The sequence below is a fragment of the Roseovarius sp. B-10 genome (assembly GCF_056859295.1).
In genome coordinates this window covers 1-14,752 of sequence record NZ_JBSXOE010000042.1, presented here as the reverse complement: position 1 = coordinate 14,752, position 14,752 = coordinate 1, and the positions used below count along the sequence as shown (strand labels likewise).

General features: G+C 65.3%; 17 protein-coding genes and 1 pseudogene. 11 read left to right on the top strand and 7 right to left on the bottom strand.

What is annotated here, in order from left to right:
* Positions 1-3 precede the first annotated feature (3 nt).
* Both AC13D8_RS17840 and AC13D8_RS17835 read left to right on the top strand, forming a co-directional pair.
* Positions 4-1,194 (top strand): APC family permease, encoded by a 1,191-nt coding sequence (locus tag AC13D8_RS17840; RefSeq protein ID WP_482969961.1) that lies wholly within the window; start codon positions 4-6, stop codon positions 1,192-1,194.
* Positions 1,191-1,436 (top strand): DUF2484 family protein, encoded by a 246-nt coding sequence (locus AC13D8_RS17835; RefSeq protein ID WP_482969960.1) that lies wholly within the window; start codon positions 1,191-1,193, stop codon positions 1,434-1,436. Before AC13D8_RS17840 ends, AC13D8_RS17835 begins: the two co-directional genes overlap by 4 nt.
* Before the next feature lie 27 nt (positions 1,437-1,463).
* Here AC13D8_RS17835 and AC13D8_RS17830 read toward each other — a convergent pair whose 3' ends face one another.
* The 4 genes from AC13D8_RS17830 to AC13D8_RS17815 form a co-directional block, all read right to left on the bottom strand.
* Complete coding sequence (locus AC13D8_RS17830; protein WP_482969959.1) at positions 1,464-2,264, bottom strand: alpha/beta fold hydrolase; 801 nt, start codon at positions 2,262-2,264, stop codon at positions 1,464-1,466.
* Positions 2,240-3,541: a TRAP transporter large permease gene (locus tag AC13D8_RS17825; protein WP_482969958.1), complete on the bottom strand. Its 1,302-nt coding sequence runs from the start codon at positions 3,539-3,541 to the stop codon at positions 2,240-2,242. The genes AC13D8_RS17830 and AC13D8_RS17825 overlap by 25 nt, the downstream gene beginning before the upstream one ends.
* Positions 3,542-3,544: 3 nt before the next feature.
* Complete coding sequence (locus AC13D8_RS17820) at positions 3,545-4,048, bottom strand: TRAP transporter small permease (RefSeq protein ID WP_482969957.1); 504 nt, start codon at positions 4,046-4,048, stop codon at positions 3,545-3,547.
* A 63-nt stretch (positions 4,049-4,111) separates the two neighbouring features.
* Entirely contained in the window at positions 4,112-5,101 is a 990-nt protein-coding gene (locus tag AC13D8_RS17815) for a type 2 periplasmic-binding domain-containing protein (RefSeq protein ID WP_482969956.1), read from the bottom strand.
* A gap of 198 nt (positions 5,102-5,299) precedes the next feature.
* On the opposite strand from AC13D8_RS17815, the gene AC13D8_RS17810 reads away from it, so the two are divergent.
* Both AC13D8_RS17810 and AC13D8_RS17805 read left to right on the top strand, forming a co-directional pair.
* On the top strand, positions 5,300-6,184 hold the full coding sequence (locus tag AC13D8_RS17810; protein ID WP_129434887.1) for a LysR family transcriptional regulator: 885 nt from the start codon (positions 5,300-5,302) through the stop codon (positions 6,182-6,184).
* A gap of 94 nt (positions 6,185-6,278) precedes the next feature.
* On the top strand, positions 6,279-6,410 hold the full coding sequence (locus tag AC13D8_RS17805; protein WP_482969955.1) for a hypothetical protein: 132 nt from the start codon (positions 6,279-6,281) through the stop codon (positions 6,408-6,410).
* A gap of 45 nt (positions 6,411-6,455) precedes the next feature.
* Here AC13D8_RS17805 and AC13D8_RS17800 read toward each other — a convergent pair whose 3' ends face one another.
* Positions 6,456-7,199, bottom strand: coding sequence for an IclR family transcriptional regulator (locus AC13D8_RS17800; protein WP_482969954.1), 744 nt, complete (start codon positions 7,197-7,199; stop codon positions 6,456-6,458).
* A gap of 80 nt (positions 7,200-7,279) precedes the next feature.
* Between AC13D8_RS17800 and AC13D8_RS17795 the strand changes: the two genes are divergently transcribed.
* Genes AC13D8_RS17795 through AC13D8_RS17775 form a run of 5 tightly spaced genes read left to right on the top strand, consistent with a single transcriptional unit; the run spans position 7,280 to position 10,799 of the window.
* Positions 7,280-8,629 (top strand): selenium-binding family protein, encoded by a 1,350-nt coding sequence (locus AC13D8_RS17795; RefSeq protein WP_482969953.1) that lies wholly within the window; start codon positions 7,280-7,282, stop codon positions 8,627-8,629.
* Entirely contained in the window at positions 8,626-8,991 is a 366-nt protein-coding gene (locus AC13D8_RS17790) for a 2Fe-2S iron-sulfur cluster-binding protein (protein WP_482969952.1), read from the top strand. The genes AC13D8_RS17795 and AC13D8_RS17790 overlap by 4 nt, the downstream gene beginning before the upstream one ends.
* A 1-nt stretch (position 8,992) precedes the next feature.
* Complete coding sequence (locus AC13D8_RS17785; protein WP_482969951.1) at positions 8,993-9,457, top strand: CoA-binding protein; 465 nt, start codon at positions 8,993-8,995, stop codon at positions 9,455-9,457.
* 39 nt (positions 9,458-9,496) lie between these two features.
* A complete protein-coding gene (locus AC13D8_RS17780; protein WP_482969950.1) occupies positions 9,497-9,886 on the top strand; it encodes a rhodanese-like domain-containing protein in 390 nt (129 codons plus the stop codon).
* A 25-nt stretch (positions 9,887-9,911) separates the two neighbouring features.
* Positions 9,912-10,799, top strand: a complete 888-nt coding sequence (locus AC13D8_RS17775) for an MBL fold metallo-hydrolase (RefSeq protein ID WP_482969949.1) — start codon at positions 9,912-9,914, stop codon at positions 10,797-10,799.
* A 380-nt stretch (positions 10,800-11,179) separates the two neighbouring features.
* Here AC13D8_RS17775 and AC13D8_RS17770 read toward each other — a convergent pair whose 3' ends face one another.
* On the bottom strand, positions 11,180-12,337 hold the full coding sequence (locus AC13D8_RS17770) for a glycine cleavage T C-terminal barrel domain-containing protein (protein WP_482969948.1): 1,158 nt from the start codon (positions 12,335-12,337) through the stop codon (positions 11,180-11,182).
* 189 nt (positions 12,338-12,526) lie between these two features.
* Positions 12,527-13,033: an Lrp/AsnC family transcriptional regulator gene (locus AC13D8_RS17765; RefSeq protein WP_482969947.1), complete on the bottom strand. Its 507-nt coding sequence runs from the start codon at positions 13,031-13,033 to the stop codon at positions 12,527-12,529.
* On the opposite strand from AC13D8_RS17765, the gene AC13D8_RS17760 reads away from it, so the two are divergent.
* Both AC13D8_RS17760 and AC13D8_RS17755 read left to right on the top strand, forming a co-directional pair.
* Positions 12,996-13,655, top strand: coding sequence for a tyrosine-type recombinase/integrase (locus AC13D8_RS17760; protein ID WP_482969946.1), 660 nt, complete (start codon positions 12,996-12,998; stop codon positions 13,653-13,655). The two genes, AC13D8_RS17765 and AC13D8_RS17760, sit on opposite strands and share 38 nt — an antisense overlap.
* A gap of 325 nt (positions 13,656-13,980) precedes the next feature.
* A pseudogene (locus tag AC13D8_RS17755) lies at positions 13,981-14,334 on the top strand (transposase); the annotation flags it as partial.
* Positions 14,335-14,752: the final 418 nt, after the last annotated feature.

The window sequence follows — 14,752 nt, the reverse complement described above, 5'->3', positions numbered from 1 at the left end:
GGCATGGCAGAGACCCTGAAACGCCGCATCGGTCTGGGACTGCTGACCGCCTACGGCGTGGGCGTCATGGTCGGTGCGGGGATCTACGTGCTCGTGGGGGCGGTCGCGGCGGAGGCGGGGATCTGGGCGCCGCTGGCCTTTGTTCTGGCGGGCGTGATCGCGGCCCCCACGGCGCTGAGCTATGCCGAGTTTTCCACGCGGTTGCCGGAGGCGGCAGGCGAGGCGGTGTTCGTCGCCAAGGGGCTCAACCTGCCTTGGCTCGGCACGCTGGTCGGGCTCGCCATCGTGGCGGCCGGGACCGTGTCCGCCGCTGCCGTCCTTCGTGGTGGCGTGGGCTATCTCGGGGCGGTGACGGGCTTGCCGTTCGGGCCGTCGGTCATCGTTCTGGGGCTGGTCTTGACGGGCGTGGCGATATTGGGCGTTCTGGAAAGCCTCGCTGTCGCGGCCCTGTTCACCGTGGTCGAGGTGGCGGGCCTCGCGTTGGTGATGTTCGCGGGCTTTACCGCAACGCCCGCACCCGACTGGCAATTGGGGGGCGATCTGGTCTGGTCCGGTGTCATGGCTGGCGCGGTGCTGGCCTTCTTCGCCTTCATCGGCTTCGAGGATATCGTCAACATGGCCGAGGAGGTGCGCGAGCCCGAACGTATCCTGCCCCGCGCGATCCTCTTGTCACTGGTGATCACGAGCGCGCTTTACGCGCTGGTCAGCATCGCGGCGGTGCGTGCGGTGCCGCTTGCCACGCTGGGCGCGAGCGAACAGCCGCTGGCGCTCGTGTGGCAGGCGGGGCGCGGTGGCAGTGCGGCCTTCTTGTCATTGATCGCCGTGGCGGCGGCGCTGAACGGCGTGTTGGCGCAGATGGTGATGGCGAGCCGGGTGCTCTTTGGCCTCGGGCGCCGCAGCCCGGCGCTGGCAGGGTTTCACCACGCGCATCCCCGCTTCGGCACGCCGCTGCGCGCGACGCTGCTGATCGGCGTGACGGTGATCGCGGGCGCGCTGCTGTTGCCGGTGGCCGATCTTGCCGGGCTCACCTCGTCGCTGCTTCTGGGTGTGTTCGTATTGGTCAACGCGGCGCTGATCGCGATGAAGCGTACAAGCCCCGAGGCCGCGTTCAGGGTGCCGATGGCGGTGCCGGTCTTTGGCCTGTTCGCGGCCCTTGCCGCGCTGAGCGCGAGCCTCGTGGGAGGCGCGTCATGACCGCCTCGCTGATCCTCGCTTGCGTTTGGGCGTTGGCGGCCAACGTTCTGGCGATGCTGCCAAGCCGCGACAACCACTGGCGGCGCGCCTACGCGCTCATCGCGCTGGGTGTGCCGGTGCTGGGGCTGGTGGCGTGGCAGCACGGGCCGTGGCTGGGCCTCTTGGTTCTGGCGGCGGGGATGAGTGTGCTGCGCTGGCCGGTCATCTATCTCGCGCGCTGGCTGCGGCGGCAGTTGGGTTGAAAAAGCCGGGGTAGCGGCGTCGCTGTGTCAGCCCGCACCGCCCCCTTGGTCGAGGAAGTCCTCCAGCATCGCGTGGAACAGCGCCGGTTTTTCGAGGTGCACGGCATGGGCCGTGCCGGGGATCACCGCCAGCGCGGCATCGGGCAGGCCCTGCCACAGCGTCTCGACCTGCGGCCAGCGGTAGGATTTGTCGCGGTCCCCCCACAGCACTAGCGTCGGCATGGTCAGCCGGTCGAGCGCGCCGCGCCCGTCCCAGCGATCCATCGCGTCCAGCCCGGCAAGTGCTGCCGGTTCGCTTGCCTGCGCGCCCAGCGTTGCCACGATCTCGAATCCGCTTGCCGCCTTGCCTTCGCGGAACCATGTGGCCCCGATCCGCCGGATGGTGCGCGCGACACCGTCGCGGCAGATGCTGGCGCGGGAGGTCTCCAGCAATTCGAACCGGTCGGGCATCGCGCCCAGCGGGCCAGTGCCATAGAGAACCAGTCGCCCGATGCGCGCGGGGTGGGTGGCGGCCAGCTCCTGCACGATCATGCCGCCCATCGAATGCCCCAGCAGGGTGATCCGCCCCAGCCCCAGCTCATCCAACAGGGCGACCACGGTCGCCGCGAAGTCCGCGATGCGGTTCGCCGGGGGCAGGGCGGCAGAACCGGCAAAGCCGGGCAGGTCGGGTGCGATCACGTCGAAGCGGTCGGCGAAGCGGTCGATTTCGCCCTGCCATTGCCCGGCCCCGCCAAGGTAGCCATGCACCAGCACCAGCGGCGCGCCGCGGCCCGCGCGGCGATAGCTCAGGCCGGTTCGGCTCGTTAGCGCATCTGATCTGGCAGCCACAGCGCGGTCTCCGGCACGAGGATGAGGATGACGATCAGCAGCACCAGCGCCGCGATGAACGGCAGGCAGCCCATGATGACGTCGCCGATGGTCACCTCGCCGCGCCCGATGCCCTGGATCACGTAGAGGTTCAGGCCCACGGGTGGCGTCAGCACGGCGATTTCCATGGTGATCGTGTAGACCACGCCGAACCAGATCAGGTCGAACCCGGCGGCGGCCATCAGCGGGTAGATCGTGGGCAGGGTGATGAAGGTCATCGACACTGGCTCGAGAAACATGCCCAACACGATGTAGAAGACCAGCACGATGGCCAGCACTACGTAGGGCGAAAGCTCGAAACTGAGGAAAAGCTGGGTGAACTCGTGCGGCACCCGGTAATAGGTGAGCACGAAGCCAAAGAGCACCCCCGCCGATAGCAGAAGCCCGAGATAGCCCATCGTCCGCATGGTGGCGAAGAGCGCGTCGGTAAAGCCCTGCCATTTGAGCCCGCCCACGCCGAAGGCGAGGATCACGGTCAGCAGCGCCGCCACCGCCGCCGCCTCGGTCGGCGTGGCGATGCCCGCGTAGATGGCCACGGTGATCACGAGGCCGATGAGCGCGATGGGCGCCACGGTGGCAGCGATCTGAATGATCCCCATCTTCACCGCCGACTCGCGGTCGGGGATGTCACCGGGTCTCAGGATGCCCCAGACGAGGATCACCAGCGCGAAGGAGGTAACGAGGATGAGCCCGGGAATGACCCCCGCGATGAACAGATCGCCGATGCTCTGGTCGGTGACGATGCCGTAGAACAGCAGGATCAGCGAGGGCGGAATGAGCACGCTCAGCGTGCCGCCCGCCGCCAGCACGCCCGAAGACAGCCGCTTGCCATATCCCAGGCGCAGCATCTCGGGCAGGGCCACGCCGCCGATGGTGAGCGCGCCCACCATGGACGACCCGCAGACCGCGCCGAACCCCGCGCAGGCCCCGATGGAGCCATAGGCCGCCGAGCCACGCACCCGCACGCCCTGGTGCAGGAACTGGTAGAGGTTGGGGCCGATATTGGATTTACCGATGAGTTCCCCGAGAAAGACGAAGAGCGGCACCGCCAAGAGGATATAGTCGATCCACACGCCCCACAGCTTCAACTCCACCGAGACGATGGAGGTATCAAACGACTGGATCTGCCACAGAAAGGGCAGCGAGGCGGCCGCCAGCGCAAAGGGGATCGGCAGGCCGATAGCGATGAGCAACATCAAAAGGCCGAGGAGGCCGAGGCCGACTTCATACCATTCCATCGCTCAGATCTCCCGCGCCGGGGTGCGAATGAGCCGGATCAGCCGCAGGCCCGCGTAAATCGAGAACAGCACCAGTGCCAGTGCGCCCGGGGCCCAGAACGCATAGCGCGGCCAGAGCAGGATTTCCGACGAGGCGCCCGAGTTGAACGAGCGGATCGTGGCGCTGACGCCTGCGAGCGAGAAGAACAGGCCCACCGCCAGCATGACGCACAGGTTGACGATCGCCGCCGCCTTGCGCCCGGCGGGGGGCAGCGTGTCGGTCAGCATCGTCACCTTGGGATAGGCATCCTCGCGCATGGCATAGGCCAACCCGGCAAAGGCCACGGGGAACAGCAGGAGTGCGGTCGCCTCGGTGACCATCCGGTCGGGCGCATTGAGCGCGTAGCGGGTGAAGACGCCGTAGCTGATCCACACCATCTGCACGAGCACCACCACGGCCCCGGCGGCCGCGAGCCACACGACGGCGCGTTCCACATGGCCGATCAAACGGTCGAGACCGGTCTGCATGGCAAGCCTCCCTTTGCCAGAAACGAGGCAGGTGCCGCCGCGCGGGCAGCGGCACCTATCGGATCAAGGCGCGTGCTGCGCGAAGAGATCGCGGATCTTGCCTGCAAGCTCGGGGCCGCAGGCCGCGTCCACGGTCTCGTTCCAGGTGCCCTGCACGCTGTCGATAAGCTCCATCCGCTTGTCCTGGCTGATCGAGACGGCGGCTCCGCCGCCCTTCATCACCGCGGTGCCGACGCGCTGATCGACCCAGTCCTCGTAGCGGGGCTTGAGCCATTCCTCGGTCTCGCGCGCGGCCTCCATGACGGCGGCCTGTTCGTCCTCGCTCATCGAGTCGAACTTTTCCTTGTTCATCATGTACTGGATGTTGCCGTAAAAGAGGTTGGCATTGACCATGTAGGGCATGACGTCCCAAAGCTTCCAGCTGGAATAGGTGGCGACGCCCATGTTGATGCCATCCACCACGCCGCGCTCGGCGGACTGGAACACCTCCTTGGGCGCGACAAAGACCGGCGCGCCGCCCCATGTCTCGATCATCAGGCTGACCAGCGGGCCGATGGAGCGGACCTGCTTGCCGTCGAGATTGCCGAGATCGTCGATACCGCCCTCGAACCACCATTCCTGGTCATAGGAATAGTTGGAGTTGAACACCGGCACGAGATTGACGCTCGCCGCCTCGTCGCGCACCAGGTCGGCATAGGCGGCGTCCATCTCGATCTGGCCTTCCAGATCGACAGCCACCGGGTAGAGCGAGGTGACGCGGTAGCAGGGCAGGCGGTCATCGGCGGGAATCCAGCTCATGTCCGAGACACCGCCCTGCACGGCGTCCACACCTTCGGACCAGCCATGCAGCGTGGCCGAGGGGAAAATCTGCACCTCGACGCTGCCGCCGGTCTTTTCCTCGACCAGATCGGCGAAGTGGACGAACCCGTCATAGCGGATATCGGCCTCGTTGACGTAGGTCGAGAGGCGGATCGTGGTCTCGGCCACGGCAGGCCCTGCAATGGTGGTGCCGAGCGCGGTGGCGGCGATCAGGCCTTTGATGGGAAATGTCATGTCGGTCTCCTTGTTGGTGTGGTGCGAGGCCGTTCTGCGACCTTCGTCATCGTTGCGGCCCCGGGGCGCGTCGCCTGTGCGCCCGCCGGACCCATGATGGAGAGGCTAGGGCAGCATCGCGCGAGTCGGCCAATTCAAACATCTCATCAAACTATTCCGATCTTGCATGACACGCCGGTCTCGCGCAGTCTGGCGGGCATGGACATCAACTGGCTGCGCGATTTCGTCTGCCTCGGGCGCACGCTCAACTTCACCCGCGCGGCGGAAGAGCGCAACATCACCCAATCGGCCTTCAGCCGCCGTATCCGGTCGCTGGAGAACTGGATCGGCGTGCCGCTGATCGACCGGGCCAACTATCCGGTGCAATTGTCGGAGGCGGGGCGGCAATTCCTGCCGGTGGCACAGCAGACGGTGGCCGATCTCACCGACACGCGGCAGGCGATCCGCGAGCGTGCGCGCGGTCATACCACCTTTCAGCGCATCGCGGCGCTGCACGCGATCTCGGTCAACTTCCTGCAACCGCGCATGGCCGAGTTCGAGCGTGACTACCCCGAGATGCGCACGCGGGTGATGTCCGACAGCCTGACCGCGTGTTGCCAGCTTCTGAGCGAGGGCGGCTGCGAATTCCTGCTCTACTACCGCCATCAGGACGTCGCCCCGATCCTTGATGAGACCCGGTTCAAGCGCCGCGACATCTGCGAGGAGCGGCTCATTCCCGTGGCGCAGCACGCCGCCGCCGCGCGGAACGGCTGGGCTCTGCCGGGCGTGGCCGGGCGCGAGGTGCCGTACCTGAGCTATGATCCCAACACGTTTCTCGGCACGGTGGTGGACCAGACCATCGGCAACCGCCGCCCCGCGCTCAACCTGCGCTACATGGATGCGCTGGCCGAGGCGCTCAAGCGGCGCGCGCTTGAGGGGGCGGGGCTCGCCTGGCTGCCGGAGTTTTCCATCGCGCGCGAGCTGGAGGATGGCACGCTGGTGCGCATGGGCGGGCGCGACTGGACCGCGACGATGACGATCTCGCTGTTCTGCTCGCCCGAGCGGCTGGACGAGACCGGGCGTCTGCTGTGGGAGCGGTTCTGAGCGGCGGTCAGGTTGGGCTTTGATCTGCCATTCGAGTTAGCCGCGCATTGACGGGCCGCGGCGCGGCGATCCGACGGTGGTTCTGCCGCGCTTTATGGCACTCAAATCCGAAAAAGGCCCGAGCGGCTCGCAGGTTGTCGCCAAATCGCCGGGCCGTGGGGGCGGCCCGTCGATGCGCGGCAGCGCGTTCCGCGCCTTGATTCCGCGCATTGGCACCAAGACCTGAATGACCGCCTCATGCCACCACCGCCCCCACCGCTCCGTCGCCCCCTTACCCGTGCATCTGAAGCGCAAGCGCCACCTTGTCGGCGTAGTCGCGCAGGTTGCGACCGATCTCGGCGCGCTGCCGCGCGGTGAAGCGGCGCACCGGTCCCGTCGCGCCGATGCTGAACGTGGCGCCGATATTGCCGATGCGGATCGGCGCAGCCACCGACGAGACGCCCACCTCGATCTCCTCCACGCACTCGGCATAGCCGGTCATCCGGATATCCTCGAACTCGGCGCGCAGCGCCTCCGGGTCGTGCTTGGTCTGCGGGGTGTAGCGGCGCATCGGACCGCTCAGGATTTCCTCGCGGAATGTCTCTTCGGCGAAGGCCGCGATCACCTTGGAGCAGGAGCAGGCATGCATCGGGCGAAAGCCGAGGCCGGGATGTACGAAAGAGCGCGTGGCGTCCTGCGGCGTCTCGACATGGATGATCTCGACCCCCTTGTTGCGAAACCGCGACAGGAACACCGCCTCACCGAACTGGTCGGCGGCCTCGCGCAGCGTCGGCGCGGCGACGGCGCTCGCGTCCACATCCGTCTGGCCCAAGAGCGCCAGCCGCACCAGCCGCTCGCCGATCAGGAACCGCCCCGGCTCGGGCTCGTCGAGCAGGCGGTGCTCTGCCAGCGATTGCAGCAGGCGGTAACAGGTGGGCCGCGGCAGGCCCGTCGCCTGCTGGATTTCCGGGGCGCTCACCGCCCGGCCCGCGATGGCCACGGTTTCCAGCAGGCTTGTTAGTCTTTCGAGATGCATAGCTGTCTCATAAAATGAACGTTTGTCTCACCATTTGAAATTTGCTAGGAGAAGTCAAGGCGAACAGGGGGGAGATTCTCATGGAATGTTGCGGACCGGGCTATGCCAGCCCCGCGGAGGCGATAAAGGCCCCGCGAGAAAAGCTGCTTTATACGATCGCGATCTACACCGGCACCGGCATCCAGAAGCCGGACTACCTCGCCACCGTGGATGTCGATCCCGAAAGCCCGACCTATTCTCAGGTCATTCACCGGCTGGAAATGCCGGGCATCGGGGATGAGCTGCACCACATGGGCTGGAACGCCTGTTCATCCTGCTTTGACGATTCGAGCATGGCGCGCAAATACCTGCTGTTGCCCGGCGTGCGGTCCAACAACATCCACGTGGTCGATACCGCCACCGACCCGCGCGCGCCGCGCCTGCACAAGGTGATCGACGGGGCCGAGATCAAGGCCAAGGCCGACCTGTCGGGCCCGCATACGGTGCATTGCCTGGGGTCGGAAATCATCATCTCGTTCCTGGGCGATGCCAAGGGCGAGGCGCCGGGTGGATACCTGCATCTCAACAAGGATTTCGAGATTGTCGGCCGCTGGGAAAACTCGATGGGCGACATCAAGTTCGGCTACGATTTCTGGTACCAGCCGCGCCACAACATCATGGTGTCCTCGGAATGGGCGGCGCCCAACACCTTCATGCCGGGCTTCGACCTGGAAGAGGTGGGGCACCTTAAATACGGGCGCGAGCTGCATTTCTGGAATTTCGAGAAGCGCGAGCCCATTCAGTCCATGTATCTGGGCGAGGATGGCCTCATCCCGCTGGAGGTGAAGTTTCACCACGATCCCGACAGCACCCACGGCTTTTGCTGCGCCGCGCTTTCGACCAACGTCATCCACTGGTGGAAGGACGAGGCCGGCGAATGGCAATGGGAAAAGATCATCGACGTGGCCAACGAGCCGCACCCCGATTGGCCCATCCCGGTGCCGGGCGTGATGTCGGCGCTCTTGGTCTCGATGGATGATCGCTATCTCTACATCAACAACTGGTTGCACGGCGACATGCGCCAGTATGACATTTCCGACCCGCACAACCCAAAGCTCACCGGCCAGGTCTGGATGGGTGGCCTTCTGGGCCGTGCGCCGGTTGTCAACGGCGTCGAGATGGCGGGCGGGCCGCAGATGTTCCAGCTCTCACTGGACGGTCGGCGGCTCTACGTCACGACTTCGCTGTTCTCTACATGGGACAATCAGTTCTACCCCGCGATCCGCGAGAAGGGCGGGGTGATGGTGATGATCGACTGCGACCCCGAGAACGGTGGCATGAGCCTCAACCCCGATTTCATCGTCGATTTCGGCAAGGAGCCCAACGGCCCATCCCGCTGCCACGAGGCGCGCTATCCGGGCGGCGACTGCACGAGCGACATCTGGCTATGACCACGCGCACTGTCACCATCGCCAACCGCGGCAATGCCACCTACCAGGTAGAGGCGCGCCGTCCGCTGCTCGATGCCTTGCGCGAGCAGGGCGTCGATCTGCCCTATGGCTGCAAATACGGCGGCTGCATCACCTGCGCGGCCCGACTCACGGCGGGCGAGGTGGACCAGCGTCGGCAGGTTGCGCTCAACAACCGGCAGGTCGCCAATGGCTATGTCATCCTCTGCGTGGCGCGCCCCGTCACCGACATCACCCTGGAGATCGGCGTCGAGAGCCACGACCGGCTCTACCGCAACCCATTCCTCGACCCGCTGGAGCCGCACGAGCTCAAGGCGGACATAGCCACACCCAAGGAGCGTTGACATGCCAGTAACCGCGCTTGATGACCGCTACGACTACGATCAGGAGTACCTCTCCGACATTCTGAAATCGGTAAAGACCATCGCGATGGTGGGGGCGAGTGCCGACAAGACCAAGTTCAGCTACGGGGTGCTGCGCGTGCTGCACGAGACCGGATATGATATGATTCCGGTCAACCCCAACCCCAACGTGACCGAGATACGCGGTATAAAGGTCTCCCCCTCGCTCGCCAGCATCGGTCGGCCCGTGGACATGGTCGAGGTGTTCCGGCCGAAAGAGGAGTTTCATGCCATCGCCGAACAGGCGATTGCCATCGGCGCGAAAGTTCTCTGGGGGCAGATCGGCGTCTACGACGACCGCGCCGCGGCGCTGGCCGAAGAGGCCGGACTAAAAGTGGTGATGAACCGCTGCCCCAAGATCGAGCTGTTCCGCCCGTTCTGGAAGCCCCGCCTCGACCTCACGATCTGAATCGGACGATCTGATACCGTCCGGGAAAGGAAACCGACCATGCCGCAGACCATCACCAGGAGTGCCAAGGACATCGTGAAACAGGCGATGGAGGCCGTGCCCGAGATAAGCGTCGATGAGGCGCTGCCGCTGGTGGGCAGCGAGACCCATGTGTTCGTCGATCTGCGCGACGGCACCGAGCAGGCGAAAACCGGAATGATCCCGGGGGCCGTCGCCTCGTCGCGGGGTATGATGGAGTTTCACATCGACCCCGAAAGCCCCGCGCACAAGCCTGAATTCAATCAGGACAAGACCTATGTGTTCTACTGCGCCAGCGGCGGGCGCTCGGCGCTCGCAGGCCAGGTCGCGATGGAGATGGGGCTCAGGCCCGTGGTCAACCTGCGCGGCGGGATCGCGGCGTGGAAAAAGGCGGACGGCCCGCTCGAATGACACTGACCTGAATGGGGAGGGGATGATGACGGACTACCCGGTGAACATGAACGTGGAACCGCAGGTCGAGGGATTCTTCGATGATGCGAGCAACACAATCTCCTACCTCGTGACGGACCCGGCCACAAAGGCCTGCGCGATCATCGACAGTGTGCTCGACTTCGACTACGCGGCGGGGCGTATCGCCAGCAACAGCGCCGACCGCCTGATCGCGGCGGTGGAGGACCGTGGCCTCACCCTCGAATGGATCATCGAGACCCATGTCCATGCCGATCACCTCTCGGCGGCCCCCTATATCCAGGAGAAATTGGGCGGCAAGATCGGCGTCGGGGCCGGGATCATCGCGGTGCAGGACACGTTCGGCAAGATTTTCAACGAGGGCACCGAGTTTCAGCGCGACGGCAGCCAGTTCGACGCGCTGTTCGAGGATGGCGACACCTATACCATTGGCGACATGCAGGGCTTTGCCATCGCCACGCCGGGCCACACGCCCGCCTGTATGGTCCATGTCATCGGCAACGCGGCCTTTGCTGGCGACACGCTCTTCATGCCCGATGGCGGCTCGGCGCGCGCTGATTTCCCCGGTGGCGACGCGGGCGCGCTCTATGACAGCATACAAAAGGTGCTGAGCCTGCCCGACGCCATGCGCCTCTTCATCTGCCACGATTACGGCCCCGGCGGGCGCGAGATCGCGTGGGAAACCACGATTGCAGAGGAGCGCGAGAGCAACATCCACGTGGGCGGCGGCAAGACGAAGGAAGAATTCGTGCGCTTTCGCTCCGAATGCGACGCGCAATTGTCGATGCCCAAACTCATCATCCCGTCGATCCAGGTCAACATGCGGGCGGGCGAGATGCCCAGCGACGGCCAGGGCAACATGACGCTGAAGGTGCCGATCAACGCGTTGAAGTGACTGCTTTATGCCCGGCTTGTGGGTTGTGGCGGATCGGGACTGTGGGGGGATGGCCTGGAGGGGACATTGCCGTCTGGCCCCGGCGCGGAATCAAGGCCGAAGGCCGCCGCGCCATCGCATGTCCGCCCCCCGGACAGGCGATTTGGCTAAGCCAATGCGCCGATTGCATGTTTTTCGGGAACGCAGAAATAAAGTGCCCTGAACAGCCGTTGGATCGCCTGCCCGCGGACATGCGATGGCGCGGCTCACTGCAACGACCGCTCCAAGCCAATCGCACCCCTCACGACGCTTCCGCCAACCGGCGCCGCCGTCCGCAAGACAGCCATGCGAGGTCGCCGGTTACACAGCGCGATGCCCCGACCGTGACCAGCCCCGCGGCCTCAGCCCATCGCCGCGCCCGTGGCCGCGATCTGCTTTCTCGGATCGAAGAACGGTTTTTCAACAACCGTCGCCGCCACCGGTCCCGCCAGCGTGTGCACCTCCAATACAGTGCCCAGCCCGGCATGCTCGGCCGAAACCATTGCCAGCGCGATGTTCTGCTTCAGCCGTGGCGAGTAGACCGCCGAGGTGACCTTGCCCACCGTCTCGCCCGCGTGGCTCACCGGCCAGAACCAGGTGTTCGGCCCCGAGAGCGGTGCGCCGCCCAGCCGTAGGCCCACCTGCTTGCGTGCGGGGCCATTGTCGCGGATGCGCCGCAGGGCGAACTTGCCGATGAAATCCGCGTCCATGTCCACGTTGACCAGCCGATCGAGACCCAGCTCATAGGGGTTGGTGTGGATGTCTGCGTCGGCGTGATAGCTGAGCATCCCGCCCTCGATCCGGCGGATGGTCGAGGTGTGCCCGGGTTTCAGCCCGAAGGGCAGACCGGCGGTCATGATCCGCTCCCAGAGCGCATCGCCCCAATCGCCATCGCGCAGGTAGATCTCGTAGCCCAGCTCGCTCGACCAGCCGGTGCGCGACACGATCAGCGGAATGCCATCGAGATCGACCTCGCGCAGCCAGTAATAGCGCAGGTCCATGATCTCGTCGCCAAAGAGCGCGTGCATGATCTCGCCCGACTTGGGCCCCTGCAATTGCAGCGGCGAGACGTCCGGCTCGGTGATTGTCACGTCCATCCCCGAATGCACCGCCACGCCCTGCGCCCAGAGCAGGATGTCGCTATCGGCGAGCGACAGCCAGAAATGGTTCTCGCCCAGCCGCAGGCAGATCGGATCGTTGAGGATGCCGCCCTCGGCATTGGTGATGAGCACGTATTTGCACTGCCCCACCGCCATGTTCGACAGATCGCGCGGCGTCAGCATCTGCGTGAAGCGTGCGGCGTCCGGCCCGGTGATCTCCACCTGCCGCTCCACGGCCACGTCGCACAGGATCGCGTCGTTCACGAGGGTCCAGAAATTCTGCTCGGGATCGCCGAAATCGCGGGGGATATACATGTGGTTGTAGACCGAGAAGCCCTGCGCCCCCCATCGCACGGTCGCGTCGAAATACGGTGACTTGCGAATTTGCGTGCCGAAGCCGAAATCGTTCGATTGCGTCATGTCAGTCGCCTCCCTTGTCCATCGGCGGCCGTCCGGGCCGCACGGCGTTTCGATACCGGCCCTTCTAACGCAGCGCGAACTTCGCTGTGGTCTGAATATTCCCGGTGCAAAGATCGTGCAGGCTGTTTTCCCGGCCCCGGTCAGGCCAAACGGTCCTGCGCGGCGGCCGCAGGCCCGGTGGCGGACGAATCAGGACATGTCTGCGGTCGGCTTGGCCGCGGGGGCGAGCGTTGCGAGATCGGGGGGCGCGTGCTTGACCGAGCGGGTGGTGAAATAGGTCACGTACCGGTCGATCCCGAGGTCGGAATCCAGGAGCCCCGCCATCAGCGCCTCGAACGCGGCCACGTTGCGGACATAGACGGTCATGATGTAATCCATGCCGCCGCCGGTGGCGACACAGTCGGTGATCTCGTCGAGCCCCGCGATATGGTCCTCGAACCGGTCGAAATCCGCCCGCCGGTGATGCGTCAGCGAGACGGTCACGATCACCCGCGTGAAATCGACGATCCGCTCCAGCGCGATTTCTGCCCGGTAGCCCCGGATCAGCCCCGCCGCCTTTAGCCGGTCGAGCCGCGCCCAGCAGGGCGTGGGCGACAGGTTGACGATCTCGGCGAGCCGCGTCTTGCTGAGTTGCCCGTGCCGCTGCACTGCACCCAGGATGCGGATATCAATCGCGTCGAGACCCGTTCTTTTCATCCATGCGCCTTCTTCCGGGGGTCGTCGCCGGCATCGTCGCCGCGTCACGCCCACTTGCACGACCGATCCTAACCGTCAATCTAGGCGATTACTGGCCATTTTCGACCGCTTTTCGGCGGATCGCGTCGGGAGGGACCCCCGCGCCCCCCGGTTAGCCGCGCATACCGTCTACCTGACCGATGCCGCCTTGCAGATCATCGCGGATGCAAAGGCCGAGATTGACCGCCTGTCACGGCGCAGGGATGAACCTTGGAGCGGCTTTCTATTCGAGGCCAGACCGGGCAGCCCGATCACAAACGCCGCCTTGTGCCGCGCGGTGGACCGCCAGCACGTCGCACTCGGGGCAGAGGTAGTGCCGCCTTGGGGGAGGTGGACCCCGCACGATCTGCGCCGCACCATGCGCACCGGGCTTTCCGCGTGCCGCATGAGGCCAGATATTGCCGAAATGACCATCGGGCATGTGAAGGGTGGGATCATCGCCGTTTACGATCACCACAGTTCCGACGCCGAGCGACAAGCGGCATGGGAGGCATGGGACGCTTGCCTATCGCGGATCGTGGCCGGGCAAGACCCGGACGCGGCGCAGGCTAACAATGTGGTGAGGCTCGAGGTCGCAAAGTGACATGCCGCAAAATGATGGTAGTCGAATTGTCTCGTGGATCGGCCTGCAAGAATGGCCCCCTGATGAGCGAGAACCATCTTGGTTCACGCTGCCGGACAAGAAGGTTGTCGCTCATCTGGTGTGAAGCACACGACTTGATCTGGCATTGACCTAATACCAACGGCCCCGGTCCGTGACTCATGCGGGATTCCCTTCGGTTCGGGTGGATTTCGCCCCTCGTGTTCGGCTGGAATTCAAAGGCACACAGCTCAGTTCGGACGGCGGTCTGCTGGTGATGCGCGAGCTGGATGACGCGCTCGGGCTGTCCGGTCTGGTGGCGGCGGCGCTGCGGCTATATAACCAGCGCGGCACTGCTGAGCAGCACATCAAGGAAGGCAAACACGCCTTCCACTGGACGCGGCTGTCGTGCAGGCGGTTCCGCGACAACGAGGTCCGGCTGCACCTGCACGCGCTGGCTTACAACCTGGCCACCTTCCTGCGCTGCATCGAGCGGCCCGAGGAAATGGCCGACTGGCCGCTGACCAGCCTGCAACTCAAGCTGATCAAGATCGGAGCCCGCGTCTTCCGCCATGCCCGCGCAATCACCTTCCAACTGGCCGAAGTGGCCGTCACCGGCCCGATGGCGCACGCCATCCTTGCCGCCATCCACCGACTGCGAGCGCCACCGTCATGCGCGTGACCGCGATCCTGTCCCAAACTCCACGAAACCGGCTCGACAAGTATGTCCGGCGCGCTGAAAAACACTTCAAAAGGCCGAGGACGACCCCGCCGCTTGGCCTGAAACACCCACAACCGGACGTCTGCGCGGTCCGGAGCGAAGTAACGCTTGACCGCACGGCCTCGTCCGGCCATTTTTTCATCCAACGGCAGACCACTTGGGGAATGTCGGTTGATGGGTATCATGTCCCTGACCCACGGGCGCCATAGACTGGGGCCGGAAAAGCGGGCACGATGAACGCAGTATTCCGAACGCAAGACCTGACAAAGGTTTACGACACCGGCGAATTGCAGGTCCGGGCGCTGGATGGCGTCAACCTAGAGCTTTACTCCGGCGAGCTGGCGGTGCTGCTCGGGCCGTCCGGCAGCGGCAAGTCCAC

Bases quoted from the DNA above. Each gene is read 5' to 3' on its own strand.
- AC13D8_RS17840 (WP_482969961.1), top strand. From the start codon at position 4: ATGGCAGAGACCCTGAAACGCCGCATCGGTCTGGGACTGCTGACCGCC.
- AC13D8_RS17835 (WP_482969960.1), top strand. From the start codon at position 1,191: ATGACCGCCTCGCTGATCCTCGCTTGCGTTTGGGCGTTGGCGGCCAAC.
- AC13D8_RS17825 (WP_482969958.1), bottom strand. From the start codon at position 3,541: ATGGAATGGTATGAAGTCGGCCTCGGCCTCCTCGGCCTTTTGATGTTG.
- AC13D8_RS17820 (WP_482969957.1), bottom strand. From the start codon at position 4,048: ATGCAGACCGGTCTCGACCGTTTGATCGGCCATGTGGAACGCGCCGTC.
- AC13D8_RS17815 (WP_482969956.1), bottom strand. From the start codon at position 5,101: ATGACATTTCCCATCAAAGGCCTGATCGCCGCCACCGCGCTCGGCACC.
- AC13D8_RS17810 (WP_129434887.1), top strand. From the start codon at position 5,300: ATGGACATCAACTGGCTGCGCGATTTCGTCTGCCTCGGGCGCACGCTC.
- AC13D8_RS17805 (WP_482969955.1), top strand. From the start codon at position 6,279: ATGGCACTCAAATCCGAAAAAGGCCCGAGCGGCTCGCAGGTTGTCGCC.
- AC13D8_RS17800 (WP_482969954.1), bottom strand. From the start codon at position 7,199: ATGCATCTCGAAAGACTAACAAGCCTGCTGGAAACCGTGGCCATCGCG.
- AC13D8_RS17795 (WP_482969953.1), top strand. From the start codon at position 7,280: ATGGAATGTTGCGGACCGGGCTATGCCAGCCCCGCGGAGGCGATAAAG.
- AC13D8_RS17790 (WP_482969952.1), top strand. From the start codon at position 8,626: ATGACCACGCGCACTGTCACCATCGCCAACCGCGGCAATGCCACCTAC.
- AC13D8_RS17785 (WP_482969951.1), top strand. From the start codon at position 8,993: ATGCCAGTAACCGCGCTTGATGACCGCTACGACTACGATCAGGAGTAC.
- AC13D8_RS17780 (WP_482969950.1), top strand. From the start codon at position 9,497: ATGCCGCAGACCATCACCAGGAGTGCCAAGGACATCGTGAAACAGGCG.
- AC13D8_RS17775 (WP_482969949.1), top strand. From the start codon at position 9,912: ATGACGGACTACCCGGTGAACATGAACGTGGAACCGCAGGTCGAGGGA.
- AC13D8_RS17770 (WP_482969948.1), bottom strand. From the start codon at position 12,337: ATGACGCAATCGAACGATTTCGGCTTCGGCACGCAAATTCGCAAGTCA.
- AC13D8_RS17760 (WP_482969946.1), top strand. From the start codon at position 12,996: ATGCGGATATCAATCGCGTCGAGACCCGTTCTTTTCATCCATGCGCCT.
- AC13D8_RS17765 (WP_482969947.1), bottom strand. From the start codon at position 13,033: ATGAAAAGAACGGGTCTCGACGCGATTGATATCCGCATCCTGGGTGCA.